This window comes from Thermomonas hydrothermalis (assembly GCF_900129205.1).
Taxonomy (GTDB): domain Bacteria; phylum Pseudomonadota; class Gammaproteobacteria; order Xanthomonadales; family Xanthomonadaceae; genus Thermomonas; species Thermomonas hydrothermalis.
In genome coordinates this window covers 77,977-103,948 of record NZ_FQUK01000001.1, presented here as the reverse complement: position 1 = coordinate 103,948, position 25,972 = coordinate 77,977, and the positions used below count along the sequence as shown (strand labels likewise).

At 66.5% G+C, this 25,972-nt stretch carries 22 protein-coding genes; 12 read left to right on the top strand and 10 right to left on the bottom strand.

All coding sequences use genetic code 11. The annotated features are described in order from the left end of the window. Positions 1–212: 212 nt before the first annotated feature. Positions 213–866, bottom strand: coding sequence for a PAQR family membrane homeostasis protein TrhA (gene trhA, locus BUA29_RS00485; protein WP_072754668.1), 654 nt, complete (start codon positions 864–866; stop codon positions 213–215). 142 nt (positions 867–1,008) lie between these two features. Here trhA and BUA29_RS00480 point away from each other — a divergent pair, with 142 nt between their 5' ends. Beyond that, positions 1,009–1,314, top strand: coding sequence for a hypothetical protein (locus tag BUA29_RS00480; protein ID WP_072754709.1), 306 nt, complete (start codon positions 1,009–1,011; stop codon positions 1,312–1,314). A 104-nt stretch (positions 1,315–1,418) separates the two neighbouring features. Here the strand turns inward: BUA29_RS00480 and BUA29_RS00475 are convergent, their stop codons facing one another. The 3 genes from BUA29_RS00475 to BUA29_RS00465 all read right to left on the bottom strand — a co-directional run bounded on the left by BUA29_RS00475 (position 1,419) and on the right by BUA29_RS00465 (position 5,064). After that, complete coding sequence (locus BUA29_RS00475; protein WP_072754667.1) at positions 1,419–2,711, bottom strand: adenylosuccinate synthase; 1,293 nt, start codon at positions 2,709–2,711, stop codon at positions 1,419–1,421. Between the two features lie 188 nt (positions 2,712–2,899). Continuing rightward, positions 2,900–3,667 carry a flagellar brake protein gene (locus BUA29_RS00470; RefSeq protein ID WP_178137875.1) on the bottom strand — a complete coding sequence of 256 codons (768 nt, stop codon included), beginning with the start codon at positions 3,665–3,667 and terminating at the stop codon, positions 2,900–2,902. A gap of 50 nt (positions 3,668–3,717) precedes the next feature. Further along, a complete protein-coding gene (locus tag BUA29_RS00465) occupies positions 3,718–5,064 on the bottom strand; it encodes a dicarboxylate/amino acid:cation symporter (protein ID WP_072754708.1) in 1,347 nt (448 codons plus the stop codon). A gap of 103 nt (positions 5,065–5,167) precedes the next feature. On the opposite strand from BUA29_RS00465, the gene BUA29_RS00460 reads away from it, so the two are divergent. Then, positions 5,168–6,895, top strand: a complete 1,728-nt coding sequence (locus tag BUA29_RS00460; protein WP_072754665.1) for an alkaline phosphatase — start codon at positions 5,168–5,170, stop codon at positions 6,893–6,895. Positions 6,896–6,926: 31 nt separating this feature from the next. Here the strand turns inward: BUA29_RS00460 and BUA29_RS00455 are convergent, their stop codons facing one another. Further along, on the bottom strand, positions 6,927–7,346 hold the full coding sequence (locus BUA29_RS00455) for a CopD family protein (protein WP_072754664.1): 420 nt from the start codon (positions 7,344–7,346) through the stop codon (positions 6,927–6,929). A 71-nt stretch (positions 7,347–7,417) separates the two neighbouring features. Between BUA29_RS00455 and BUA29_RS00450 the strand changes: the two genes are divergently transcribed. Then, entirely contained in the window at positions 7,418–8,014 is a 597-nt protein-coding gene (locus BUA29_RS00450; RefSeq protein ID WP_072754663.1) for a class I SAM-dependent DNA methyltransferase, read from the top strand. Positions 8,015–8,043: 29 nt separating this feature from the next. Here BUA29_RS00450 and BUA29_RS00445 read toward each other — a convergent pair whose 3' ends face one another. Then, a complete protein-coding gene (locus BUA29_RS00445; protein WP_072754662.1) occupies positions 8,044–8,238 on the bottom strand; it encodes a hypothetical protein in 195 nt (64 codons plus the stop codon). Positions 8,239–8,408: 170 nt separating this feature from the next. Between BUA29_RS00445 and BUA29_RS00440 the strand changes: the two genes are divergently transcribed. Next, positions 8,409–9,710: a polyhydroxyalkanoate depolymerase gene (locus BUA29_RS00440; RefSeq protein ID WP_072754707.1), complete on the top strand. Its 1,302-nt coding sequence runs from the start codon at positions 8,409–8,411 to the stop codon at positions 9,708–9,710. A gap of 50 nt (positions 9,711–9,760) precedes the next feature. Continuing rightward, positions 9,761–10,687, top strand: coding sequence for a peptidylprolyl isomerase (locus BUA29_RS00435; protein ID WP_072754661.1), 927 nt, complete (start codon positions 9,761–9,763; stop codon positions 10,685–10,687). A gap of 71 nt (positions 10,688–10,758) precedes the next feature. On the opposite strand, the gene BUA29_RS00430 is transcribed toward BUA29_RS00435, so the two are convergent. Further along, complete coding sequence (locus tag BUA29_RS00430) at positions 10,759–13,287, bottom strand: TonB-dependent receptor (RefSeq protein WP_084602272.1); 2,529 nt, start codon at positions 13,285–13,287, stop codon at positions 10,759–10,761. A gap of 59 nt (positions 13,288–13,346) precedes the next feature. Beyond that, the gene (locus BUA29_RS00425) at positions 13,347–15,404 is read right to left on the bottom strand and encodes a tetratricopeptide repeat-containing sulfotransferase family protein (RefSeq protein WP_072754659.1); all 2,058 of its coding nucleotides are present in this window, start codon (positions 15,402–15,404) and stop codon (positions 13,347–13,349) included. A 135-nt stretch (positions 15,405–15,539) separates the two neighbouring features. On the opposite strand from BUA29_RS00425, the gene BUA29_RS00420 reads away from it, so the two are divergent. From BUA29_RS00420 to BUA29_RS00410, 3 genes are read left to right on the top strand one after another with little or no spacing between them, the layout of a single operon-like run. Then, positions 15,540–17,720: a M1 family metallopeptidase gene (locus BUA29_RS00420; protein ID WP_072754658.1), complete on the top strand. Its 2,181-nt coding sequence runs from the start codon at positions 15,540–15,542 to the stop codon at positions 17,718–17,720. Between the two features lie 14 nt (positions 17,721–17,734). Next, positions 17,735–18,622: a hypothetical protein gene (locus BUA29_RS00415; protein WP_072754657.1), complete on the top strand. Its 888-nt coding sequence runs from the start codon at positions 17,735–17,737 to the stop codon at positions 18,620–18,622. Positions 18,623–18,680: 58 nt separating this feature from the next. Continuing rightward, on the top strand, positions 18,681–19,283 hold the full coding sequence (locus BUA29_RS00410; protein ID WP_425443757.1) for a response regulator: 603 nt from the start codon (positions 18,681–18,683) through the stop codon (positions 19,281–19,283). Between the two features lie 49 nt (positions 19,284–19,332). Here the strand turns inward: BUA29_RS00410 and BUA29_RS00405 are convergent, their stop codons facing one another. Beyond that, entirely contained in the window at positions 19,333–19,971 is a 639-nt protein-coding gene (locus BUA29_RS00405) for a glycine zipper 2TM domain-containing protein (RefSeq protein WP_245770466.1), read from the bottom strand. A 353-nt stretch (positions 19,972–20,324) separates the two neighbouring features. Here BUA29_RS00405 and fusA point away from each other — a divergent pair, with 353 nt between their 5' ends. Further along, entirely contained in the window at positions 20,325–22,382 is a 2,058-nt protein-coding gene (gene fusA, locus BUA29_RS00400; RefSeq protein WP_072754655.1) for an elongation factor G, read from the top strand. A 7-nt stretch (positions 22,383–22,389) separates the two neighbouring features. On the opposite strand, the gene BUA29_RS00395 is transcribed toward fusA, so the two are convergent. Continuing rightward, complete coding sequence (locus tag BUA29_RS00395) at positions 22,390–22,854, bottom strand: SET domain-containing protein (protein ID WP_072754705.1); 465 nt, start codon at positions 22,852–22,854, stop codon at positions 22,390–22,392. 123 nt (positions 22,855–22,977) lie between these two features. Here BUA29_RS00395 and BUA29_RS00390 point away from each other — a divergent pair, with 123 nt between their 5' ends. The 3 genes from BUA29_RS00390 (at position 22,978) to sufB (ending at position 25,967) form a co-directional block, all read left to right on the top strand. Continuing rightward, complete coding sequence (locus BUA29_RS00390) at positions 22,978–23,925, top strand: alpha/beta hydrolase (protein WP_072754654.1); 948 nt, start codon at positions 22,978–22,980, stop codon at positions 23,923–23,925. A gap of 139 nt (positions 23,926–24,064) precedes the next feature. Further along, a complete protein-coding gene (locus BUA29_RS00385) occupies positions 24,065–24,511 on the top strand; it encodes an SUF system Fe-S cluster assembly regulator (protein WP_072754653.1) in 447 nt (148 codons plus the stop codon). A 10-nt stretch (positions 24,512–24,521) separates the two neighbouring features. Continuing rightward, entirely contained in the window at positions 24,522–25,967 is a 1,446-nt protein-coding gene (gene sufB / locus BUA29_RS00380; protein WP_072754652.1) for a Fe-S cluster assembly protein SufB, read from the top strand. Positions 25,968–25,972 lie beyond the last annotated feature (5 nt).

The window sequence follows — 25,972 nt, the reverse complement described above, 5'->3', positions numbered from 1 at the left end:
GTTCGCCCCCCCCGGCAGCCCCGCTTCATGCGGGGCTGCTGCGTTTTTCAGCCACAACGAGCATCAAATCGAAGCCGCTGGCCGGCATCCAATCGCTGATCTGCAATCGCGCGCAGGCGTACTCATGCCACGTCCAGACACACACCCGTCCCGATGCGGGCGCCCCTGCCCGGGACGGCCGCGGTTTGGCCTCGCCTTAGCCAGCAACCGCCTCACAGCAAATGCCGCATCACCGCGACGTAGTGGCAGACGCTGCCGGCAATCACAAAGCCGTGCCAGATCGCATGCGACCAGCGCCAGTGCGGCCGCAGGTAGAAGACCGTGCCCAGCGTGTAGGCCACGCCGCCGGCCAGCAACCAAGCGAGCGTGGCCCGGTCCAGCGCATGCAGCATGGGTTTGATCGCCACCACCACCAGCCACCCCATGCCAATGTAGATCAACGTCGAAAGCCGCCGAAACCGACCGGTATAGAACAGCTTGAACACCACGCCGGCCAGCGCCAGCGTCCAGATGGTGGCAAACAACCACCAGCCGGTGGGGCCGCGCAGCCCGACCAGGGTGAACGGCGTGTAGGTGCCGGCGATCAGCAGGTAGATCGCGCAGTGGTCGAACACCTTCAGCCGCCCCTTGGCGCGTGGGTGGCTGATCGCGTGGTAGAGGGTTGAGGCGGTGTAGAGCAGCAGCATGGCCACTGCGAATACGACGGCACCGGTCAGTTTCCAGCCATCCCCCTGCAAGGCCACCAGGGTGACCAGCACCGCCCCCGCAGCCAGCGCAGCCGCTGCCCCCACGCCATGGGTCAGGGCATTGACCAGTTCTTCCAGATACGGATGGGGGGTGCGGGAATCGTGCGTTGCGTGCTGCATGGATACAGGATATCCGTCACAGTCACCGGCTGCGTCCGCGCACTGACAGGCCGGGCATTGCAAATGTGAACCTGAGTCGCATTTTTTTGCCTACCAATAGGGGTAGATTCAAACGCATCCAGCCACTGCGATGGAGGCCGCCATGACGCTTTCCGGCATTTCTGCATCCGGCATGCAAGTCGCCGCCCGGCAGCAGGAGGTCGCGGCCACCAACACGGCCAACCGGCAGACCGACGGGTTTCAGCGCCGCGCCTTGGTGCAGTCAGAAGCTCCCGGCGGTGGCGTGCAGGCGCAGGTCGTCACCACCCAGGCCGACAACAGCGGCCTGTCGGCGGTGATCGCCGACACGCTCGACGCCCGCAGCGCGGTCTACGCCTTTGCTGCCAATGCCGCCGTCCTGCGCGCCCACAGGGCCACCGTGGGCAGTCTGTTCGACGCATTTGCGTAAGCGTCCGCCCGGCGTGGGAATCTCCGCACAGGTCGGAGATTCCCGCCGGCTTCAGCCGTGTTCAGACCTTGCCGAGCACCGGTTAACCGGCGCTCGTGCCGGGATCAGGCAAACGGATCGCGCAGCACCATGGTGTGCTCACGATCAGGCCCGGTGCTGACGATACTGATCGGGCAGCCCGCCAGTTCCTCCAGCGCACGCAGATAGGCGCGCGCAGCGGCCGGCAGCTTGTCCCATTCGGTGACGCCGTGCGTGCTTTCACTCCAGCCGGGAAACTCCAGATACACCGGCGTGCATTCTTCCCATCCCTGGGCGTCCAGCGGGGCGTACTCGGTGCGCTTGCCGCGGTATTCGTAAGCGATGCACACCTTCAGCTTCTCCATGCCGTCCAGCACGTCGAGCTTGGTGATGCACAGACCGCTGATGCCATTGATCGCCACCGCACGCTTGAGCGCGACGATATCCATCCAGCCGCAGCGGCGCGGGCGGCCAGTCGATGCCCCATATTCGGCACCGCGTTCGCGAATGGTCTGGCCCAACGCGTCATTGAGCTCGGTCGGGAACGGGCCGCCGCCCACGCGGGTGGCGTAGGCCTTGGCAATCCCCAGCACGTAGTCGATGGCATCAGCCCCGACCCCGGCACCGGCCAGCGCACCGCCGATGGTGGTGTTGGAGCTGGTGACGTAGGGATACGTGCCGTGGTCGATGTCCAGCAGCGCCCCCTGCGCCCCTTCGAACAGGATGCGCCGACCCTGCCTGCGCAGCTCGTGGCAGATGCCCGCCACGTCGGACTTCATCGGCTCGACATACTCGCCAAAGGCCAGGGCCTCGGCATAGACGGCCTCGAAATCCACCGCCGCCACGCCCAGGTATTTGGTCAGCACGAAGTTGTGGTAGTCCAGCGCCGCGCGCAGCTTGTCGGCCAGCTGGTCGGGGTAATGCAGGTCGGCGATACGGATGCCGCGCCGCGCCACTTTGTCCTCGTAGGCTGGGCCGATGCCACGGCCGGTGGTGCCGATGGCCTTGCCGCCAGCGGCCTTCTCGCGGGCCTGATCGAGCGCGATGTGGTAGGGCATGATCAGCGGCGCCGCCGGAGAAATCTTCAAGCGCGAGCGCACTTCCACGCCAGCGGCCTCCAGTTCCTCGATCTCCTTGCGCAGCGCGGCCGGCGAAATCACCACGCCATTGCCGATCAGGCACAGCGCGCCGTCGCGCAGGATGCCGGAGGGAATCAGGTGCAGCACCGTCTTCCGGCCATTGATCACCAGGGTATGGCCGGCATTGTGCCCCCCCTGAAACCGCACGACTGCGCCGATGTCCTCGGTCAACAGATCGACGATCTTGCCCTTGCCTTCATCGCCCCACTGGGCGCCCAACACCACGACCGACTGGCCCATGGCCTGATACTCCTGCTACGTGCGGCCATCGGGGCCGCGGGATGGATGCGCCGGCACATTCACCGCCATTCGGCGGGCAGCCATCGGGGCCACCCGCGGCAGGCGAACGCGCCAGACACGGAAAAAGCCGAGGCATGCCCCGGCTTTCGCGCATTCTACCCGCATCCAGCCGGGCCGGCGCGCCGGCCTCACTCCAGCAGGGTTCGCCGCCGCCGCGCCAGCAATTCCCGATCCAGCTGCAACAGGTAGCGGAACAGTTTGCGCTGGGCGGCCGCGCTCAGCTCCACGAACTCGCAGCCGGCCTGGGTGAGATCCGGCCTCAGGTGGCTGCGCGCCAGCACATGCCGCACCAACAGATTGACTTCGACCTCGCCCAGCTCGGGCAGGTCAAGACGGCAGCCGCGCAGCAGATCCCCCACCGTCAGCCGGATCACCGATTTGGTCGTCAGCACCGCCAGACCGCCGCCCCCAATGTCGCGGATGGTGGCATCCACCTCGCACGCCCCCTCATCCACCGGCAGCCGGCAGATCAGGGTGCCCAATGGCGGCTCGCGCCGGATGAACTCGCGCCGCTGCAGATACAACATCCGTTCCGGCAGTGGCAGCCGGAACGCCGGCCGATCCTCGAAGATCTCCGGGCGCGCCGGCCCGCAGGAAAACCGCAGGGCGGCACGGTCCAGACTGCCCGAAAAACGCAGCAGCGGGGCGGCAAGCCAAGCCTGCTGGACCGCCGGGCTGGCTGGCACGTCAATCAGGAATCCGCCGGCATCGGCCTTCAGCAGAATGGTCGGAAGCGCCGTGGCGGTATCGTCCGGCCGCACGATCAGGGCGCTGCGCTCGGCCGCCAGCCGCTGCAGATGGTGGCGGATCTCGCCCGCATCATGGACGTAGAACCGGTCGTAGTAGCCTTCCAGGTCGGCCACGTCGGAATTCGGAGGGGCGGGCAAGTCACTCATCGTGCCTAGATTAACGGCTGCAACAGGCGATGGCTTGATCATCATCTGTATCACTCTTTCCCCGACACCGGCTCGGCCGCATCCCCTGCCGGCACCCCGACATTGCTCACGGCTGCCTCGTACACCCGGCGATCCAGCAGACCGGTCTCGCGCGCCACCAGCACCGGCACCAGGACCTGGCCGGTGACGTTGGTCATGGTCCGCATCATGTCCAGCACCCGGTCGATGGCATAGAGGTACCCGATGGTCTCCAACGGCAGCCCGGCCGCGGAGAGCACCACGGTGGCCATGATCACCGCCGTGCCCGGCACCCCGGCGGTGCCGAAGCTGCCCAGCACCGAGGCCAGGGCGATGATCAGATACTGCGTCAGCGACAGCTCGATACCGGCGTATTGCGAGATGAACACCGCCGCCAGTGCCGGATAGATGGCACCGCAGCCGTCCATCTTGATGGTCGCCCCCAGCGGCACCGCAAACCCGGCATAGTCCCGATCCACCCCCAGGTTGTGGGTGGCACTGCGCAGCGAAACCGGCAATGCGGCGAAGCTGCTGGACGCCACAAACGCCACCTCCATCGCAGGCGCAGCGCCACGGAAGAACTTCAGCGGATTCAGGCCATGTGCCAGCAGCAAGCCGCTGTACACCACCACGATATGGAAGGCGCAAGCCAGGTACAGCGCCACCACGAAGCTCAACAGCGGGCGCAGTTGCTCGAAACCATAGCCACCGACCAGCGCAGCAATCAGGCCGAACGTGCCCAGCGGGGTGAACTCCAGCACGTAGCGGGTGACCTGGATCATCAGCACGCTGGCTTCGCCCACCAGCGTGCGCACGCCGGCGACCTTGTCGCCCAGCTTGACCATCGCGAAGCCGACCAGGCCGGCGAAGAAGATCACCTGCAACACCGTACCACTGCGCGGCACCAGCACCTTGGTGCCATCGGCCAGCTTGGCGGTGGCCGCACCGCCCAGTGCCTGGAATGGATTTGAGGGCACCAGGTTCAGCAGCATGTCCAGTGGGCCCGGCACGGTTCGCGGAACGTAGTCGGAGGCCACCACCAGATGCCCGACGCCCGCCCCCGGCTGGATCAGCCAGCCGAACAGCAAGCCCACGCCCACCGCCAGTACCGCCGTCAGGGCAAACCACAGGAAAGTACGACCGGCCAGCGCGGCAATCGATTTCTGTCCACTCAGCGACGCCACGGCGTTGATCACCGCGAAGAACACCAGCGGCACGGCGATCATCGAGATCAGGGTGACGTAGAGATCGCCGATGGGGCCAAACCACACCTCGGCGTCCTTGCCGAACGCCCAGCCAGCCAGCGTGCCCAGCACGAACCCGAGCAATACGCGCTTCCAGAACTTGATGCGAAACCACCAGTCGAACATGCGAACCATCCGGACATCGGGCAGGCCGCCACGATACCTGACCTTGGCCGACCAAGGCAGTTGAAATCTGCGCCGCCATGCAATCGTCATCCCAACCCGTGATAATGGCGAGATGAACAATCCGCATACCCCCGTCCGTCTGCTGCCGCTCGCCTATGGCCTGCTGTTGGCCGCCTGTGCCGGCACTCCGCCCACCCCTCCCGTCCCGCCGCCCTCGATGGCCGTGCACGTGGACGTGCCCGCCATCGCCCGCCCGCAGGGTGAAACCCCGGCCTGGTGGTATCGCGACGGCGCCGCCCAGGCGGCTGAGCGCGGCGCCATGCAGGGCCGCGCCCGCAACGTGATCGTCTTTCTCGGCGACGGCATGAGCATTGCCACGGTGACCGCCGCACGCATCCTGGAAGGTCAGCGCAAGGGCGGCAGCGGCGAGGAAAACCGGCTGGCCTGGGAGGGCTTCCCCGCCACCGGCCTCAGCAAGACCTACAACACCAACTCACAGACGCCAGACTCAGCCGGCACCATGAGCGCCATCGCCACCGGCGCCAAGACCCGGATCGGCGTGCTCAGCATCGGCCAGGACGCCGCACGCGGGGACTGCAAGGCCGCCTTGGCCACGCCGCTGCTGACCCTATGGGAACTGGCCGCTTCCGCCGGCATGGCCACCGGCGTGGTCACCACCACCCGGGTCACTCACGCCACCCCGGCGGCCACCTACAGCCACAGCGCCGACCGCAACTGGGAGAGCGATGCCGACCTGCCACCCGAAGCGCAGGCCGAGGGCTGCATCGACATTGCCCGGCAGATGATCGAAACCCCCTACGGCCGCGGCCCGGACGTGCTGATGGGCGGCGGCCGCAGCAACCTGATGCCGGTCAGTCAGCGCGACCCCGAATACGACGACAAGGTCGGTGCCCGGCTGGACGGCCGCGACCTGATCGCCGAATGGCAGCAGCGCCATCCGGGCGGCGTGTATGTCTGGAACGCGGCGCAACTGCGTGCGGCAGCGGATGACCGGCCGCTGCTGGGACTGTTCGAACCCGACCACATGCACTTCGAGCACGACCGCCCGCACGACCGCGCTGGCGAGCCCTCATTGGCGGAGATGACCCGCGCCGCCATCACCCGGCTGGCGCGTAACCCCAATGGATATGTCCTGCTGGTGGAAGGTGGCCGCATCGATCATGCCCACCACGCCGGCAACGCCTACCGCGCGCTGGACGAGACCATCGCCTTCTCCGACGCGGTTCGGGTGGCCACCGAGATGACCTCATCGCAGGACACGCTGATCCTGGTCACCGCCGATCATGCGCACACGCTCAGCTTTGCCGGCTATCCGGCGCGCGGCAACCCGGTGCTGGGCAAAGTCCGGGGCGGCAGCGGCGAGGACAGCGACCCGCACCAGCTGGCGCGGGACGCCACCGGGCTGCCCTACACCACCCTGAGCTACGCCAACGGCCCAGGCTACGTCGGCGCCAGCGCCCGCCAGCCGGAAGGCCCCAAGCGCTTCGAACACAACGCCGAGGACGTCCGCGCCGCCCGCAATGGCCGCCCGGACCTCACCAACGTCGACACCGAAGACCCCGATTACATGCAGGAAGCCCTCGTCCCGACCCGGGCAGAAACCCACGGCGGCGACGATGTCGGCATCTGGGCACGCGGCCCTGGTAGCAGCGCGGTGCGCGGCTCGCTGGAGCAGAACGCGATCTACCACATCCTGCTGCAGGCCACCCCGCGCCTGCGTCAGGCGCTGTGCGCGAAGGGGCTGTGCGACGGCAACGGCGTACCGGTGACGCTGCCCACCCCCGGCGCCTTTGCCACGCCGCCTGCGCCCGCCCGCTGAGCCCGCTGCTCACGCCGTTCCGTCAGACCATTCAGAACGGCTTGGCCAGCACCAGCCAGACCACCATCACCAGCAGCGGCAGCGGCAGTTCGTTGAACCAGCGCAAGGCGTTGGCAGAAGGCAGTGGCCGACCGTTGCCGTTGCCTTTGAGCAAGCGCCCGGTGACCACGAAATGCACCAGCAGCAGGGCGACCAGCGCCAGCTTGGCGTGCAACCAGCCGCCGCTGATGTGGAAGTGCAGCCACAGTGCCAGCCCCAGCACGAAGGCGATGCCAAACATCACGTGGCCAAAGCGGTACAGCCGGCGCCCCATCAGCAGCAGGCGCTCGCGCACGGCAGGCGCATCGCCCACTTCGGCCAGATTGACCAGGATCCGCGGCAGATAGAACACCGCCGCCATCCAGGCGATGACAAACACCAGGTGGAACGTCTTGGTGAGCAGATAGGCCATGTGAAGTCCCGGGTTGTGAGTACACGATCCGCCAGGCCAAAACGGCCGGGCCGGCACCCTAGAATGCCACGATGACCAAGCTCTACGACCGCGCCTACTTCGACCGCTGGTATCGCCGCGCCGGCATCGGCCACGCAGCGCGGCTGGCGCGCAAGGTGGCGCTGGCGGTGGCCACCGCCGAATACCATCTCGAACGCCCAATCCGCACCGTGCTGGACATCGGCTGCGGCGAAGGCGCCTGGCGTGCGCCGCTGCTGAAACTTCGCCCACAGGCGCACTACCTTGGCTTTGACAGCAGCCACTACGCGGTGACCCGTTACGGTCGCACGCGCAACCTGCACCTGGCCCGCTTCGGCGATTTCGCCCAGCTGCGCCCCTGTCCGCCGGTGGACCTGCTGGTGTGCAGTGATGTGCTGCACTACCTCGACACCCGTGAACTCGATCGCGGCCTGCCCGCCCTGGCCGACCTGTGCGGCGGCGTGGCCTTCATCGAAGTGTTCACCTCCGCGGATGCCATCGAAGGCGACCGGCACGGGTTCAAGGCGCGCAGCCCGGCGTTTTACCGCCGCCGGCTGCACGCGATCGGGCTACGCCCACTCGGCTCGCACTGCTGGCTCTCGCCGCGACTGACCGACCAGGCGGCCGCCCTCGAACTGCCCGACGTCTAAGCCCGAGGATGGCCTGACAGGCCGGACATTCAGCGGCAGCGAAACAACGCCATCGGCGTGTCGATGTAACTGCGAACCCGGGCATACCCGCTGCTGCGGCCATAGCCGATTCCGAACTCGCGCGGCGTCTCCCGTAGCGGGCGCCCCCGATGCTCGTCCGGGTGACGCGGCACCTTGCGGCGTTCGGGGCTGGCAGACACGGGTGTGGTGTGGTGCATGTTCATAGGAACCTCCATTGTTAGTGTGTTGGTACACTACAACACCATATGCACGCCAACACGTGCCATTCGTCATAACGACCTCTGTCAGGGGTTCCCCGTCCGGTTGCAGCATGCCGCGCTGCAAAGGCGGTATGCTGCAGTGCCGCAAATCGGGCGTCACGGTAAGACCCACCATGCTTTACCACCTGCATGAACTCTGGCGGGCAAGCCTTGCCCCGTATGTCTACTGGGCCGAAGCCAGCGCAAAGATGTACGCCGCGCAGGACAGCTGGCTGGCCGCCCTGCCGGGCGCGCACCGCATGGCCGCCGGCTTCGAGCTGCTGTACCGGTTGGGCAAGGACTACGAAAAACCGGCCTTTGGCATTCACCAAATCGAGGTCGAAGGCGTACCCGTGCCGGTGGTGGAGCGGGTCGCGCTGGAAAAGCCGTTCTGCCAACTGCTGCGCTTCAAGCGTTACCATGACCAGGCCGACGGCCTGGCGCGGATGAAGGACGACCCCACCGTACTGGTGGTGGCCCCGCTGTCCGGCCATCACGCCACACTGCTGCGCGACACCGTGCGCACGCTACTGGCCGACCACAAGGTCTACATCACCGACTGGACCGACGCGCGCATGGTGCCGGCCGCCCAAGGCCCCTTCACCCTCGACGACTACATCGGCTACGTGCAGGACTTCATCCGCCATATCGGCACCGATGACCTGCATGTGATCAGCGTCTGCCAGCCCACCGTGCCGGTGCTGGCGGCCGTCTCGCTGATGGCCGCGCGTGGCGAACCGGTGCCGCGCTCGCTGACCATGATGGGCGGCCCCATCGACACCCGGCAGTCGCCGACCGCGGTCAACAACCTGGCCACCCGGCAGCTACTGTGGTGGTTCGAACACAACCTGATCCACACCGTGCCGGCCCACTACCCCGGTGCTGGCCGCCGCGTGTATCCCGGCTTTCTGCAACACCTGGGCTTTGTGGCGATGAACCCGGAACGCCACCTGATGTCGCACTGGGACTTCTACCAGAACCTGGTCAAGGGCGATCTGGAAGATGCGCAGGCACACCGCCGGTTCTACGACGAATACAACGCAGTGCTGGACATGCCGGCGGAGTACTACCTGGACACCATCCGCATCGTGTTTCAGGAGCACCTGCTGCCACGCGGACTGTGGGATGTGGCCGGCGAGCGTGTCGATCCCGCAAAGATCCGCAACAGCGCACTGCTGACCATCGAAGGCGCGCTGGACGATATCTCCGGCCAGGGCCAGACCCGCGCCGCGCACGCCCTGTGCACCGGCATTCCCGAGGCCAATCGCCAGCATCTGACCGTCGAAGGCGCCGGACACTACGGCATCTTCAGCGGCCGTCGCTGGCGCACCCAGGTCTATCCGCAGGTGCGTGCCTTCATCGCCGCCCATCGCGGCACGGCAACAGCTGCACCCGCCGCAACGACGACGCAAAGCAAGCCCACACGCAAGCGCTGAGGTCGCCATCCGCCGCGCTATGCTGGGCATCTGCCCACCGGAGCCCGACGATGCGCGCCACCTTGCTTGCCACCGCCCTGCTCGCCCTGCTGACCTGCGACCTGCACGCCACAGAGGGCGCAGTCCCCCCCAAGCGTAAGTCGGCGCAGGAGATCATCGACGCCGCACCGGCCAGCGCCTGGCGCGAGCTCGACCCGGACAACACCCTCTACATGGAGCTGCCCGCCGGGCGTGTGGTGATCGAGCTGGCCCCGACGTTTGCGCCGGAACACGTGGCCAATATCCGCGCCCTGGCCCGGGGCAGGTTCTGGGACGGGCTGTCCATCTATCGCGCACAAGACAACTTCGTGGTCCAGTTTGGTGACCCCGACGCCGATGATCCGGCCAAGGCCAAGCCGTTTCCGCCTGGTGCACGCCCGCACCTGCCGGCCGAGTTCACCCGCAGCGACCAGGGCGTGCGCTTTGACCGCCTGCCGGACGTGGACGGCTGGGCACCACAGGTCGGCTTCGTGGACGGCTTTCCCGCCGCACGCGACCCCAACACCGGCAAGGTCTGGCTGGCCCACTGCTACGGCATGGTCGGTGCCGGCCGCAACACGCCGCCAGACAGCAGCACCGGTGCCGAGCTGTATGTGGTCATCGGCCAGGCACCGCGTGCCCTCGATCATCAACTCACCGTCGTCGGCCGCGTGGTGCAGGGCATGGAACTTCTGAGCACGATCCCGCGCGGGCCGGCCCCGATGGGCTTCTACACCGACCCGGCGCAGCGCACGCCGATCACCTCGATCAGACTGGCCCGCGATGTCCCCGAGGCGCAGCGCACCCGGCTGCAACTGCTGCGCACCGACAGCCAGGCGTTCATCGACGCCACCGAGGCACGCCGCAACCGGGTGGACGATTTCTACACCCAGCCCGCCGGCCACATCGACCTGTGCAACGTCCCGTTGCCGGTGCGCACCCTTCCTGCGGGGAAGTGAGCCACACGCGCTGACGAAACAGGCGGCCCTTTGGCCGCCTGCTTCGTTACAACACAGATCGCGGGAACGTTTTAGAACTCGCGGCTGACCCGGATCCCCAGCGTGCGCGGTTGCGCGATCACCGTATACGGCTCATGCCCGCAGGTCAGGGTGGCGCACTCGGCGAAGCGGGTCATCTGCGCCCGGGTGTTGAAGGCGTTCTTCAGGAACAGGTCGATCGACCAACTGTCCTTGCGCCAACCCGCCGCCAGGTCCACCAGGGTGTAAGCATCCAGGTACCCCATCAGCGCCGTTTCGGCCGTCCGCAAATCGACCCGGCGCCGACCCGCGTGCGACAGCGACGCCTGCCAGTAAGCCTCTCCCGGCCCGAGGTCGAAGGTATAGCGTGCGATCAGGCTGCCCTTGAAGCGCGGCGTGATGGGCAACTGGGTTCCGGCCGGCGCCTGTGGCCCGCTGACCACATTGCCATTGGGATCCAGCGTCCCGGCCGGGCAGACCGTCTCGGGTCTGCCATCCGGGCGCAACCAGCCGCAGTAATTGGCCGACAGCTTGGCGTCGTACCAGGCGAAACTGCCGCTGATCTGCAGGCTGTAGGTCGCCGCCCACACCAGATCGGTTTCCAGACCGTTGATGCGTGCCTGGTTGGCGTTGCGGATCTCGGTCAAACCATTCTGGCCGAGATAGGAGAACTGGAAGTCCTTCCAGTCCTCGCGGAACACCGCGCCATTGAAGACCAGGGTGCCATCGGCCCAGGAGGTCTTCCAGCCGGCTTCGTAGTTGGTCAGGAAGTCGGACTTATATGGGGGCAGCGTGCCGCGGCGGTTGATGCCGCCGGGCCGGTACCCTTCCGACCAGGTCGCATACAGCAGCTTGCTGTCGCTCAGCTTCCAGGTCAGGTTGGCGCGATAGATGGCATCGCTTTCCTTGACGCCCTTGTCGAACACCAGACAGGGCGCCCCTTTGTACGACTGCCAGTTGGATGGCGCACCGTACTTGGCATAGCAGGCAGCCTCGCCGTAACGATCGGCCGGTGGCGTGCTGGATTGCGAGGAGTACCCGTTGGCGAAACCGAAGAAGCCCTTGAGGGTGTTGTGGGCGCGGAACCAGCGCCCGCCGACGTTCATTTCCAGACGGTCGGTCAGGTCATAGCTGAGCTGACCGAACAGGGCGTGGTCGGTGTCAGTACGATCCTGCCGGGTCAGCCAGATGGTGTCCGGCCAACCGCTGACCGACAGCACACTGGCCAGCCCGTCGATCTGATAGTTCTGCAGAATGGCGTGGCTTTGCGTCTGCCAGAACAGCCCCGCCACCAGCCGCAGCCGGTTGTCCTGCGGCGAGGCGACGCGCAGCTCGTGGCTGGTGCGCTTGTAGCCGTCCTTGGCGCTGATGTGCTGGGCCGGATTGATCAGGTTGCCGCTATCGTCATAGAAATAGGCGCCATAGCCCGCCAGCGCGTCATACCAGTAGCCGTAGTCGCTGTAGTCGGCCGCAGAATCGACGTCGCGCTTGAGGTGCGAGAACACGTAGGTCAGGTCGAAGTTGCCGACTTTGCCCTCCACCGTCATCGCCGCCTGATACCAGCGATCGTCCGAGAACTCCGGGTTGAAATGCTTGACCGCGGTGCGGCCAAAGCTGCTGTCATAGCCGGCACTGGCACTGCCCACCAGCGGGTCGATGCCGGCACTGCCGTGCGCCTTCATCTTCTGGGCGATCAGCTGCGGCGTGATGGTCCAGCGGTCGGCGATGTTGAAGCGGGCCGAAGCACGCACGCCAGCGGTGTCAGCCGTGTTGTAGTTGTTCTTGGCAAACGCCGCATTGCTGGCAACGATGCCGGAGGTGGGATAGGTGCGGGTGCCGAGCAGGTTGTCCACCCAGCCGGCATCATGCTTCTGCCAGCCCACCAGCCGCACCGCTGCGGTGTTGTTGTTGACCGGCAGATTGACGAAGCCCTCCAGCACATGACCAAACCCGCCACCGTCGATGGCGTTGGCCTCCACCGAGAAGCCGGCGGCATAGCCGGACGGATCCGGCTTTTTGGTGATGATGCGCACCGTACCCGCCTGCGAACTGGCGCCATACAGCGTGCCCTGCGGGCCGGCCAGCGCTTCCACCCGGTCGATGTCGTACATGTGGATGTCGAGCGAGCCCTGGATGGTGGTGATCGGCTGCTCGTCCAAATACATGCCCACGCTCGGCTGCGACCCGGAATGGTTGCCGTCACCCCCGCTGGCCACGCCACGCATGTACACCTGCACGAAGCCCGGCCCGGAGAACACGCCGCCGCCGGCGGTGCCATAGCTGAGGCTGGGGATCAGGTTGGCGTAGTCCCGGAAACTGAGCACGTTCTGCTGTTCGAGCTGAGTGCTGCCCAGCACCTGCAGGCTGATCGGCACCTTTTGCAGGTTTTCCTCGCGTTTTTGCGCCGTCACCGTCACCGTCTCGAGGGTGCGCGCGTCTTTGTTTTTTTCTTTTTCAGGCGCCTGCTGGCCTGCATCCTGCGCCCAGGCAGGCATGGCAAAGGCCAGCGCCACCGCCGCGGCCAGTGGAATCCTGCGAAACATCTGTCCCCGCCCTGCGCGGCGCACTCGTTGCCCGGTCATCTGGTCACTCCCCTCTGGTCTGATTGATCCCCAATGCCTGCACGGCATTGCTGTCACATTTACCCCTGTTGCGGCCGCATTTCAATGCGTGCCAGCAGATCGGTCAACGGCGGCACCGCTGGATAGGCCGTCAGCACTGGCCCCAGGGCCTGCTTCAGCGGCTCCAGCCAAGGCTCGAAGCGCCGCCATTGCGCCACCCCCTCGCGGTAGATCGGCCGACGGACCTGCTCGGAGCTGGCAGTGCGGACCGCACGCGGGTTTTCGTAGAAGCGCAGGCAGCGCGGGTCGAACGGCAGGGCGCAGTAATCCAGCAGGGCGCGGATCTGGGTTTCGGGATCCTCCACCATGTCTTCGTGGAAGACGCGATGGATCCGGCCGGGCAGCACGGCATCGAAGTGCGCCATCAGCGCCACGTAGTCGGCGTAGTAATGACCAAGATCCTCAAGGTCGTAGCTAAACGCCTGGCCGCGGGCGAAGTGCTGCTTGAAGTTGGAAAAACAACAGGCCAGCGGGTGGCGGCGCGCATCGATGATCTTGGCGTTGGGCAAAATCAGGTGGATCAGGCCGACATGCGCGAAGTTGTTGGGCATCTTGTCGATGAACAGCGGCCGCCCTTCGCGCCGGTGCACCTGCGCCCGGCGCAGGTAATCCTGGCCCAGCGCAGCCAGCTCCGCAGGGTCCAGCGCCGCCAGTACGTCGTGGTAGGAGGTGGTTTCCGGGCTGCCGCTGCGCTCACGCAACTCGCGGGTGATGGCAATCAGTGACGGCAGCTCCATGGTGCCTTCCACCATCGGATGGCTGGCCAGGATCTGTTCGATCAACGTCGAGCCGGCACGCGGCATGCCCACCACGAAGATCGGATCAGGTGCCGGACAGCCGCTGCCTGCCCGCGCCGCGAAAAACTCACGGGTGTAGGTGCGGATCGCGCGCCGGGTGCGCTCGCGCGCCAACGCTGCGTCATACGGCACCTGACGGCGGCGCAACGCATTGCCACGGGCGTAATGGGAAAACGCCTCCGCGTCCTGACCGGCGTCTTCCAGCGCCTTGCCGAGGGCGAACTCGAAATGCAGTCGAGCGTCGTCATCCAGATCGGGGCGCGCCAGCTGGGAGCGCATGGCGGCGATGTCATCCGCGCCGAATCGCACGGTCTTGAGGTTGGCCAGGCTCCACCAGGCACTGCCGAAGTCCGGTTTGAGCGCGATCGCGCGCCGATAGGCGGCAATGGCCTCCGGCGTGCGACCAGCCGTCTTGAGCGCATGTCCATAGCCCAGCCAGACCTGCCACTGCCCTGGCAGCCGAGCGAGTACCCGCGCATAGGCCTCGATCGCGCCGTCGAAATCGCCCAGCTTGCCCAGGATCACCGCCCGCAGATTGTGCAGCGACTGATTGTCGGGATCGCGCTCCAGCAACCGATCGACTTCAACCAACGCCTCGTCGTGCCGGTTGGCACGGTTGAGCATGGCCGCATAGTTCTGCCGGGCCGCATCGAAACTCGGCGCGCGTGCCAGCGCCTGCGCCAACAGTTCGATGGCCTCCTCGTTGTGACCCAGCCGCGCCCCAAGTTCGGCCAGCATGCGCAGGGCGGCCACATCCGAGGGGAAGCGCGCCAACCGCGCCCGCAGGCGGGTTTCGGCCTCTGGCAGATCGCCGCGCACCAGGGCGTCGGCGGCCGCCATCAGCGCCGGATCGCGCACGCTGTGGTGGACGTGCTGCACATAGGCGGCATCGGCGGCCTCGCGCTGGCCCTGGTCATACAGCAGGTCAGCCAGCGCCAGCCAGGCGCCAGGCAGCGCCGGTTGCAAGGCCACCGCCCGTTCCATGCAAGGCAGCGCCTGCGTCGGTTGCGCCAGTGCCAGCCGCGCCCGCCCCAGCGCCAGCCAGGTTGCGGCTGATCTCGGCTGCGCTGCCGCCAGCGCCGCCAGCCGCGCCTCGGCCGCCTGGGCCTGCCCCAGTGCCAGCTCGGCCATCCCCAGCACCAGCTCGGCACCGGGATGCCCCGGCGCCACCCGCAGGATTTCCACCGCCTGTTCGGCGGCCAACGCCGGATCGCTGTCCAGCAGCCGCAACGCATGCTCCAACGCGGTGCCGATGCCGGCCTGCGGTGCGGTCGTACTCATGGTGCGCCTCCCATGGGCAGGCGGCCTGCTGATTCCTGCTGCATCCCTTTTCCCCCAGACATGACGTCCGGCATGTTGCCATGTCAAACCGGGATCGCCCATTGTTGTGCCTGGTTGCGTCGATCCGGGGATCCCATGCACTGCTGCCGTCGGGCCACTGCCGCCCTTATCGTCCTGCTCGGATGCCTGCCCTGGCTGGCTCAGGCCGCACCAGCGCCCGCCTCCACCTGTCCGACCATTCCGCTGGCTGCCGCCAATGCCGCTGCGGTACGCGCGCCCAGTGCCCCGGATGCCTGGGGCGGGCCGCGCCCGGCCAACGCCGCCACTCTGTCCGACCGCGTCGTGGCGTATTCGATCGACGCCGAACTGGATCCGGTCAAACACACCGTGCGCGGCAAGCAGCAGCTGACCTGGCGCAACCGCAGCGCGCAGCCGGTGTGCAGCGTGTACATGCACCTGTACCTCAACGCCTTCGAGGGCCCTGGTAGCACCTTCATGACCGAGCAGCGGGCCAGCGAGCAGGGCTTCCGCAGCAATGTGCCCACCAAAGACGGCGAATACGGCTACATCCGCCTGGACAAGGTGGTGCAGGGCGGCCAGCCCGCGAAGTGGACCTTCGTGCAGCCGGATGGCGGCCCGAAGACCGACCGCAGCGTGATCCGCATCGACCTGCCGCAGCCGGTGGCGCCGGGTGGGAGCACCACGCTGGACATCGACTTCTTCGACCAGCTGCCGCGGGTGGTCGCCCGCACCGGCTACTACGGCAGCTTCCATCTGGTCGGGCAGTGGTTCCCCAAGATCGGCGTGCTGGAACTGCCAGGCGAGCGTGGCGCCACCACGCCACGCTGGAACGCCCACGAGTTCCACCTGCACAGCGAGTTCTACGCCGACTACGGCCGCTACGACGTGCGCATCACCGTACCGAAGGGCTACACCGTCGGCGCCACCGGCCAGCTGGTCGGCACGCCGATAGAGCGTGACGGAAAGGTCACGCACCGGTACATGCAGGACGACGTGCACGACTTCGCCTGGACCGCCGACAAGCGCTACGCCAAGCCGCTGGTGAAAACCTGGAACGGCCCGCTGGGCCCGGTCGAGGTCAAGGTGCTCTACAACCCGGAATATGAAAGCAACGCCGAGCCGGTGCTGCAGGCCACCATCGACTCGCTGGACTACTTCTCCAAGACCCTTGGCCCGTATCCGTACAAAACCGCGACCGCGGTGGTGCCACCCTATGGCGCGCAGGAAGCCGGCGGGATGGAGTACCCCACCTTCTTCACCGCCGACAGCACCGATACGGTCACTCCGGGCAGCCTGCAGCGCTACATGCTGGATTTCGTCACCATCCACGAGTTCGGCCATGGCTACTTCTACGGCATCCTCGGCTCGAACGAGTTCGAAGAACCCATGCTCGACGAGGGTATGAACGAGTACTGGGACCAGCGCATGATGACCGCGCGCGGCCAGAATCTCGTGCTGACAACGCCGTGGCTGCGGTGGTTCGGGATCGGCACCCGGATCACCCCATTCGACATGGAGCGCCTGGGTGCCAGCCTCACCGACCCAGCCGACCCGCTCGGCGCAAACTCCTGGGATCGGCTGTCCAGCGCAAGCTACGGAACGGTGTACTCACGCACCGCCACCGCCATGCGCCAGATCGAAGCCCTGGTTGGCACGCCGGCCATGGCGCGGGCGATGAAGCTCTACTATGAACGCTGGAAGTTCCGCCACCCGTCCATCGCCGATCTGCGCCAGGCGCTCGCCGAAGGCACCGGCAAGCCCGACCTGGTCAACGCCGCCTTCGATGCCTACGTCTATGGCACCGGCCGCACCGATGACCGCATCACCCAACTGACCAGCGCGGAAGTGCTCCCGCGCCCGGGGTATCACACCTATCAGGGCCGACAGGTGCTGGTCAGCAGCCAGGCCATCGAAAAAGCCATCGAGCGCTATCGCACGCGCTGGACGCAGCAGCATCCCAATGCCAAACCCTGGCAGGGGCCGTTCCCCTATCGCACCGTGGTGGTGGTCCGGCGCGATGCCGTGAAACCACCGCAGACACTGCGCATCCATTTCGCCGACGGCCGCCATCGCGACCTGCCGGTCACCGCGCAGGGCAGCTGGCAGCGCTTTACGCTGGTGACCCCGGCCAAGGCGGTGTCGGCCCAGCTCGATCCGGATGACCGCATCCGCATGGATGCCAACCCGCTCAACAATGGCCGCACCCTGACCGCACAGCCGCAGGCCGCACGGCGCTGGTTCAGCGAACTGACCGCGCTGCTGCATTCGCTGTTCGTCCTGTTGGCCACCCTCTGAACGAGGCACCCCCGATGTCCTATCCCCAACGCCCGCTTCGCGCATCGACCGCGGTGGCCCGCGCCCTGACCGCCGCATGGCAATGGCGCCTGTTGCTGCTGTGGATTCTGCTCCCTCTACTGTGCGTGCTGGTGGCCGCTTTGCCCGCCTGGGTCTGGCTGTCATCGCTGCTGGATCATTCGCCCCAGGCCACGGCCATCGCCACCGGCAAGGCGCCGATGCTGTTGCTCGCCGCATTGACCGCGCCGGACGCCCCACTGGCGCTGCTGAACACGAATATCCGGGTGGCCGCCGGGCTGATGCTGCTGCTCTCGCCACTGCTCACTGCGGCCACCGTGACCGCCTTGCGTAGCCCGTCCGCCCCTGGGTTCGGCGATCTCCTGCGCGGCGCGCTGGCCGACTATGGCCCGATGCTGCGCCTGCTGCTGTGGTCGCTTTTGCCACTGGGGCTGGCGCTGGGGCTGGGTGCCGCCGCACTCGGGTTCAATGACCGCCTGCACGAGCACGCAATCCTGGCCACCGAGGTGGCGCGTGGCGAACGCCTCGCGCTGGGCCTGATGGCGGTGCTGCTGGTGCTGGCGCATGCCAGCATCGAGGCCGGCCGTGGCTGGCTGGCCGCCGATGCTCGCCTACGCTCGGCACTCAAGGCCTGGTGGCGTGGCCTTGGGTTGCTGTGGCGCCGCCCGCTGGCGGTACTGGGCACCTACCTGCTGCCCACCCTGGTCAGCCTGCTGCTGGCCGCGCTGCTGCTGGCCCTGCGTGGCCGACTGACACCGAGTGGCGGCGGCCTGTTGCTGATGTTCCTGCTGGGTCTGGCCATCGCTGGCAGCTTGGCCTGGGGCAAGGTGGCCCGTCTGCACGCACTGCGTGCACTAGCCCTCGACCACCACGCCCACCGCTGACGTCCGCCCCCGCACTCAGGCTAGAATGCCCCCCATTCGCCTTGGGGAGGGCATGGACATGGCCTTTTTCGATTTTTTCAAGCGCAAACGGACAAACGACACCCCCGCGACCACGCCGAGACCGCCGACCCCAACAACGCCGGTCGCGGATCACACTGACGCCGATGCGCAGGCCATGGCCGACGCGCACGACGGACCGGACCGCCGGGAACGCCACTGTCGCAATGCCAAGCCAGGCACCCGCATCCTGGTGGTCGATGACTCCCCGACCATCGTTGCCCTGCTCAAGCGCATGCTGCAGCAGAACCACTACGAGGTGCTGGTGGCCTACGACGGCGAAACCGGGCTGGAGATTGCCCGCCGCGAGGTGCCGGATCTGATCTTCCTGGACATCGTCCTGCCGGGCATTGACGGTTTCAGCGCATTGCGCACCTTGCGCCGTGATCCAAAGACCAAGGACGTGCCCATCATCATGATGAGCGGAAACGCCCAGGCCACCGAGCAGTTCTACGTGCAGCGCATCGGCGCCGATGACTTCATGAAGAAGCCGTTCTCGCGCCCGGAGGTGTTCAGTCGCATCGAACAGCTGTTGGACGATACCGGCATGCCGCGCCATATCGTGCGTACACCTGCCCGGCCGGCTTCGATCACCCCGGCCTGACACAGGCGCGCCCGGCATCGCCGGGCGCTGTGGTGTCACTTCGTTGCGGTCACTGCGGGATCACATCCACGCGCACCCGGATCCAATCCCCGGGGTGGTAATCCATGCGCCGGGTGTAACGTCGGCCGTTGTATTCATAGGTGACATCGTAGGCACGCACCACGCCGTCACCGCGGTCACGACGATATCCGTATCCGTCACGCACCGGCTCCGGATCGCACACCGTCACCGTGCCTAACCGGGACTGGTCGCGATTTTGCCGCGACTGCTCGTAGATCTCGCGACCAGCCATCCCGCCCACCATCGACCCGACTGCAGTGGCCGCGATCCGACCGCTGCCGCCACCAATGTGACTGCCTAACACCGCCCCGACGACACCGCCCGCGATCGTGGCCAGGGTACTGCCCGCACGGTCGCGGCGGTCCCTGCCCACACCAGCGCCGTACCCATCGCCATCGTAATCGCCATACCCGCCACGCACTGGTGCGCCGTACCCGTCATAGGCATCGACATAACCGTCATCGCCAACGATGCGGCGGCCCGAGGTGACCTGCCGGCAACGGCGATCACGCCCCGTCCAACCCTCATCAAACACCGGGTCCACCCGAATCACCCGCGCCTGGTCGTAGTAACTCGTCGCGCCATCCGGCACGCGGTCGTCGTAGCGGCCATCGCTGCTGGCAGTCACGGCACTTCGACCGTCACCGGTCTGAGCTGCAGCGCATGTGGCGACAGACAACAGGGCAACAGCCAGCAGGGACATCATCGGGCGGTTCATATAAAACTCCGTTGCGAGGGAGTGGAAAACACGCACGCAACACCCTGCCGCGCTCCACTTGACGTCCACCTGAATACTGAAAGTGCCGTTCAATCTCGCGTCAGCCTGGGCAACTGACAACGCCATGCTGCAGCGCACGAACCGCTGCTGCCGTCCTGCGCTATGGTGCATCCAGCCATGACCGCCCTGCGTGCGCGTGTGCGAGTGCCGCAGGCAGCCATGACGCCACGTTCATCCACGCATTCAACAGGAGGTTCGGGCTCATGTCGCATTCCACCCAGCACATCCGAAACGTGGCCCTGGCAGGCCACCCGGGCACCGGCAAAACCACCCTGTTCGAAGCCCTGCTGCATGCCGGTGGTGCCATTCAGGCGGCAGGCTCGGTCGAACGCGGCAATACCGTGTCCGACTTCGACCCCATCGAGAAAGCGCGTGGGCATTCCATTGATGCCGCACTGGCCAGCGTGGATCGCCCAGGGCTGCACTTGAACCTGATCGACACCCCCGGCTATCCGGATTTTCGCGGCCCGGCGCTGGGCGCACTGGCCGCGGCCGATACCGTGGCGGTGGTGGTGGACGCCACCAGCGGCGTCGCCTACGGCACCCGTCGGATGATGGAGTACGCCCGCCAGCGCGGCCTGTGCCGAATGCTGGTGATCAACAAGATCGATCAGGCAGGCCACGACCACGCCGCACTGCTGGCCGCGCTGCGCGAGGCGTTCGGCCCCGAGGTGCTCCCGCTGAATCTGCCCGCTGAGGGCGGCCGCACCGTGGTGGACTGCTTTTCGCCGCTCATCGAAGGCACCCCTGTGCAGAGCGACCTTGGTGCAGTCGCTGACTGGCATCAGAAGATTCTCGATCAGGTGGTGGAGATCAACGAGACGGTGATGGACCACTACCTGTCCCTCGGCGAAGGCGGGCTGTCCGGGCAGGAGCTGCACGACGCCTTCGAGCAGTGTCTGCGCGAAGGCCATCTGGTGCCGGTGTGCTTCCTCTCTGCGCGCACCGGTGTCGGCGTGCGCGAATGGCTGGACATCGCCGAACGCCTGCTGCCGCATCCGGGCGAGGTCAATCCGCCCCCATTCGTCAAAGGCCATGGCGCACAGGCCCAGCCGGTGCAGGCTCGCCCCGATCCCAACGCCCACGTCATCGCCGACGTGTTCAAGATCGTCAACGACCCGTTCGTCGGCAAGCTGGGCATCTTCCGGGTTTATCAGGGCACGGTGCGCAAGGACAGCGCGCTGTTCATCGACGACGGCAGAAAACCGTTCAAGGTCGCCCACCTGTTCCGCGTGCAGGGCAAGGAGCACATCGAAATCGCCCAGGCGCTACCGGGCGATATTGCTGCGGTGGCCAAGGTGGATGAGCTGCACTTCGACGCCGTGCTGCATGACTCGCACGACGAAGATCACATTCACCTTGCGCCGCTTGAGTTTCCGCAGCCGATGTTTGGGCTGGCGGTATTGCCTGCAAGCAAAGGCCAGGAACAGAAGCTGGCGCTTGCCCTGCACCGGCTGGCCGAGGAGGACCCGGCATTTCTGGTCGAACACAATGCCGAGACCAATGAGACAGTGATTCGCGGGCTGTCCGACCTGCACCTGCGAGTGATGCTGCAGCGGCTGCACGACCGCTATGGGCTTGAGGTGCAGACCCGGCCGCCGCGGATCGCCTACCGGGAAACCATCAGCCAGCCTGCCGAAGGCCATCATCGCCACAAGAAACAAACCGGCGGTGCCGGCCAGTTTGGCGAAGTGTTCCTGCGGATCGAACCACTACCGCGCGGCGCCGGCTTCGAGTTCGTCGATGAGGTCAAAGGCGGCACCATCCCCGGCCAGTTCATCCCAGCGGTGGAGAAAGGCGTGCGTCAGGTCCTGGCCAGCGGCGCGATCGCCGGCTACCCGATCCAGGACGTTCGGGTGATCGTGTACGACGGCAAGCACCACCCGGTGGACAGCAAGGAAGTGGCCTTCGTCACCGCCGGCAAACGCGCCTTCCTGGACGCCATCAGCAAAGCCCAGCCGCAGGTGCTGGAACCGATCGTGGAGCTGGAAGTCAGCGCACCCGAGCACTGCATGGGCGATATCAGTGGCGGCCTGGCTGGCAAGCGCGCCCGCATCCACGGCACTGACGCCCGCAGCGGCGAGATCGTGGTGCGGGCACAGGTGCCGCTCTCAGAGCTGGAGGGCTATGCCGCCGAGCTGAAATCGATCACCGGTGGCCGTGGCCGCTACACCCTGGACTTCAGCCACTACGAACCGGTCCCCGCGCAGGTGCAGCGCAAGCTGACCGAAGCCTACCGGCCCAGCCAGGAAGAGGATTGAAGGGCTGTCAGCGCTTGGGCTTGAGCATGGTCCCGGTGCAGTTGGGCGCACCGCAACGGCAGGCCCAGATCTTTTTCAACCTCGGCGTGTGACGCACCGGCAGGGTGATCCCGTAGTCATAGGTGAGTTCCTCGCCAGGCTCGATATCGCGTAGCGCCTCAATGAACACCCGCGACTTCTTCGGGTCGGCCTCGTCTTCGACCAGCACTGCTTCGCAGTTGGGCGCACAGCTGTGGTTGATCCAGCGCGCGGCATTGCCTTCGAAATTTGCGTCAATCACCCAGTCCTCGTTGAGGGTGAACAGGAAGGTATGCCCGCTTTCGATGTCGCCGCTGTCGCCCGCATCCACCTCTGCGTGGGTGCGGCGGCGGCCACGGTATTCCAGGATGCGCTCGCCTTTGCGGATGGGCCAGACGGCGAACACGCCGTTGCCGTGGATGGCGGAGCGCCGGACGCGGATCTTGCTTGGCATGGAGAACAAACGCAGTGGCAGACCGGCATTGTGCCTCATCCTTGCCTCTGCTTGCCGCTTGCCTGTGTCAACCGCACGCTGTCCCCGTGCGTTGCTCGGGCAACCCAACCCAGGATCGCCACCATGCGCACCCTCACCGCGATCGCCGCTGTCATCACCACCCTGATCCTGCTCCCCAGCCCCGACAGCATGGCCGCGCCGCAACAGCGCCTGCGCGAGCGCCTGATCCAACGCATGGAGCAGCGCGCCGGGCAGAACGACGAGGCCGGCCGCGCCGAGCGCGCAACCCCGCCGCCCGGTGCACAGGTGGAACGCGACATCGCCTACGGCCCCGACCGCAAGCAGCGCTATGACGTCTATCTCCCGGCCCGGGTCACGCCCGGCGCGCCGATCCTGGTGATGGTGCACGGCGGCGGCTGGCGCACCGGCGACAAGGCGCTTGCCCGGGTGGTCAACAACAAGGCGACCTGGTGGCTGGCACGCGGTGGCGTGTTCGTTTCGGTGAACAACCGTCTGGTGCCGGATGCCGATCCGCTGGAGCAGGCGCGGGACGTGGCGGCAGCGGTGGCGTCGATCCAGCAGCACGCCCGGCAATGGCAGGCGAACCCGGCCAAGACGCTGCTGATGGGCCACTCGGCGGGCGCCCACCTGGTGGCCCTGCTGGGCAGCAACCCGGCCCTGTTGCGCCAGGCCGGCGCGCAGCCCCCGCTGGGCGTGGTCTCGCTGGACAGCGGCGCGCTGGACGTGCCGGCGGTGATGACGCAGAAACGGGTGCCGTCGCTGTACCGCGATGCGTTCGGCAGTGACCCCGCGTTCTGGGCGTCGGTCTCGCCGCAGCAGCAGTTGCAACGTGACGGCCTGCCGATGCTACTGGTGTGCTCCAGCACGCGCCGCATCCCGACCCCGCCCTGCGATGAAGCGCGCAAGCTCGCCGAACACGGGCGCACGCTGGGCGTGCCAATGCAGGTGCTGCCGGAAGCGCTTTCGCACGGCGAAATCAACGACCAGCTGGGCCTGCCGTCGGCCTATACCGACGCCGTCGCCAACTGGATCGATCAGCGGCTGCGCTGATCCCGCCTCACTGCCCGGCCAGCCGCTCCCGCGCGGCTGAACGCTGGAACACCGGGGCCGCGCGGCAAGCGCGGCCAAGCGCTTGGCCGGGACAGCGCGAAATCGTACAATTCCGGTACGTTTTCACGTCTTACCCGCCATGCTCCGGGTCACCAAGCTCACCGATTACGCCACCGTGGTTCTGACCGTGCTCGCGGCACGGCCAGACCTGGTGCTGAGCGCCTCCGAACTGGCCGAACAGGCCGGGCTGGAGGTGCCCACCGTGGCCAAGGTGCTCAAACCGCTGGCGCAGGCCGGGTTGGTGGCCAGCTTCCGCGGCGCCAACGGCGGCTATCGGCTGGCGCGACCGGCGACGGAGATCACCCTGATCGAGATCGTCGAAGCAATGGAAGGCCCGCTGGCGATGACCGAATGCAGCGTGCAGGACGGTCTGTGCGGCATCGAACACGCCTGCGGCATCCGCGCCAACTGGCGCCGGATCAACGATGTGGTCGCCGAGGCGCTGGCCAATGTCTCGCTGGCGCAGATGCTGCAGCCGCCCGCCCACACGCGCAGTCGCATCCCGGTGCGCCTGGCGCAGTCCTGAGGGATCCCCCATGAGCGAACCACACAACGCCGCCATCCACGCCCAGCTCGGGCGCAAGTATGAGGCTGGCTTCATCACCCCGATCGAAAGCGACACTCTGCCGCCAGGACTGAACGAGGACATCATCCGCGCACTGTCGGCCAAGAAAGAAGAGCCGGAATGGATGACCGAATGGCGGCTGATGGCCTACCGCCGTTTCCTCACCATGCGCCAGCCGGACTGGGCCAAGCTCAAGATCGGGCCGATCGACCTGCAAGCACTGTCCTACTACAGTGCCCCCAAGGGGCCCAAATACAAATCGCTGGACGAAGTCCCCAAGGAGTTGCTGGACACCTACGACAAACTGGGCGTGCCCTTGCATGAGCGCGCCCGGCTGGCCGGGGTGGCGGTGGACGCCGTGTTCGACTCGGTCAGCGTGGGCACCACCTTCCGCAAGGAACTGGCCGAGCGCGGCATCATTTTCTGCTCGATGAGCGAGGCCATCCGCGAGCATCCCGAGCTGGTTCGCCAATATCTGGGCAGCGTGGTGCCGGTGGGCGACAACTACTTTGCCGCCCTCAACTCGGCGGTGTTCTCCGATGGCAGTTTCGTCTACATCCCCAAGGGCGTGCGCTGCCCGATGGAGCTGTCCACCTATTTCCGCATCAATGCCGGTCACACCGGCCAGTTCGAGCGCACCCTGATCATTGCGGAAGCCGGCAGCTACGTTTCCTATCTGGAAGGCTGCACTGCGCCGATGCGCGATGAAAACCAGCTGCACGCGGCAGTGGTGGAGCTGGTGGCGCTGGACGATGCCGAGATCAAGTACAGCACCGTGCAGAACTGGTACCCCGGCGACGAGAACGGCGTCGGCGGCATCTACAACTTCGTCACCAAGCGTGCCGAATGCCGCGGCGCGCGCAGCAAGGTGACCTGGACCCAGGTAGAGACCGGTAGCGCGATCACCTGGAAATATCCATCCTGCGTGCTGACTGGCGACGATTCGGTGGGCGAGTTCCACTCGGTCGCACTGACCCACCACTATCAGCAAGCCGACACCGGCACCAAGATGATCCACATCGGCAAGCGGACGAAGTCGAAAATCGTCAGTAAAGGCATCAGCGCCGGGCATGGCCAGAACACCTACCGCGGGCTGGTGAAAGTGGCGGCCTCCGCCGAAGGTGCACGCAACCACACCCAGTGTGATTCCTTGCTGATCGGCAAGACCTGCGGCGCGCACACCTTCCCCTACATCGAGGTGAAGAACCCCACCGCCACCGTCGAGCACGAAGCCACCACCTCCAAGATCAGCGACGACCAACTGTTCTACTGCCGCAGCCGTGGCATCGGCGAAGAAGATGCGGTGTCGATGATCGTGGACGGCTTCTGCAAATCGGTGTTCCGTGAGCTGCCGATGGAGTTTGCGGTGGAGGCCAAGAAACTGCTGGACGTGTCGCTGGAAGGCGCGGTCGGCTGACGCCC

Coding starts and splice junctions, on each gene's coding strand:
- BUA29_RS00435 (WP_072754661.1), top strand. CDS start 9,761: ATGCGCGCCACCTTGCTTGCCACCGCCCTGCTCGCCCTGCTGACCTGC.
- BUA29_RS00390 (WP_072754654.1), top strand. CDS start 22,978: ATGCGCACCCTCACCGCGATCGCCGCTGTCATCACCACCCTGATCCTG.
- sufB (WP_072754652.1), top strand. CDS start 24,522: ATGAGCGAACCACACAACGCCGCCATCCACGCCCAGCTCGGGCGCAAG.
- BUA29_RS00460 (WP_072754665.1), top strand. CDS start 5,168: ATGAACAATCCGCATACCCCCGTCCGTCTGCTGCCGCTCGCCTATGGC.
- BUA29_RS00450 (WP_072754663.1), top strand. CDS start 7,418: ATGACCAAGCTCTACGACCGCGCCTACTTCGACCGCTGGTATCGCCGC.
- BUA29_RS00440 (WP_072754707.1), top strand. CDS start 8,409: ATGCTTTACCACCTGCATGAACTCTGGCGGGCAAGCCTTGCCCCGTAT.
- BUA29_RS00430 (WP_084602272.1), bottom strand. CDS start 13,287: ATGACCGGGCAACGAGTGCGCCGCGCAGGGCGGGGACAGATGTTTCGC.
- fusA (WP_072754655.1), top strand. CDS start 20,325: ATGTCGCATTCCACCCAGCACATCCGAAACGTGGCCCTGGCAGGCCAC.
- BUA29_RS00465 (WP_072754708.1), bottom strand. CDS start 5,064: ATGGTTCGCATGTTCGACTGGTGGTTTCGCATCAAGTTCTGGAAGCGC.
- BUA29_RS00425 (WP_072754659.1), bottom strand. CDS start 15,404: ATGAGTACGACCGCACCGCAGGCCGGCATCGGCACCGCGTTGGAGCAT.
- BUA29_RS00395 (WP_072754705.1), bottom strand. CDS start 22,854: ATGCCAAGCAAGATCCGCGTCCGGCGCTCCGCCATCCACGGCAACGGC.
- BUA29_RS00455 (WP_072754664.1), bottom strand. CDS start 7,346: ATGGCCTATCTGCTCACCAAGACGTTCCACCTGGTGTTTGTCATCGCC.
- BUA29_RS00415 (WP_072754657.1), top strand. CDS start 17,735: ATGTCCTATCCCCAACGCCCGCTTCGCGCATCGACCGCGGTGGCCCGC.
- BUA29_RS00470 (WP_178137875.1), bottom strand. CDS start 3,667: ATGAGTGACTTGCCCGCCCCTCCGAATTCCGACGTGGCCGACCTGGAA.
- BUA29_RS00475 (WP_072754667.1), bottom strand. CDS start 2,711: ATGGGCCAGTCGGTCGTGGTGTTGGGCGCCCAGTGGGGCGATGAAGGC.
- BUA29_RS00385 (WP_072754653.1), top strand. CDS start 24,065: ATGCTCCGGGTCACCAAGCTCACCGATTACGCCACCGTGGTTCTGACC.
- BUA29_RS00445 (WP_072754662.1), bottom strand. CDS start 8,238: ATGAACATGCACCACACCACACCCGTGTCTGCCAGCCCCGAACGCCGC.
- BUA29_RS00420 (WP_072754658.1), top strand. CDS start 15,540: ATGCACTGCTGCCGTCGGGCCACTGCCGCCCTTATCGTCCTGCTCGGA.
- BUA29_RS00410 (WP_425443757.1), top strand. CDS start 18,681: ATGGCCTTTTTCGATTTTTTCAAGCGCAAACGGACAAACGACACCCCC.
- BUA29_RS00480 (WP_072754709.1), top strand. CDS start 1,009: ATGACGCTTTCCGGCATTTCTGCATCCGGCATGCAAGTCGCCGCCCGG.
- trhA (WP_072754668.1), bottom strand. CDS start 866: ATGCAGCACGCAACGCACGATTCCCGCACCCCCCATCCGTATCTGGAA.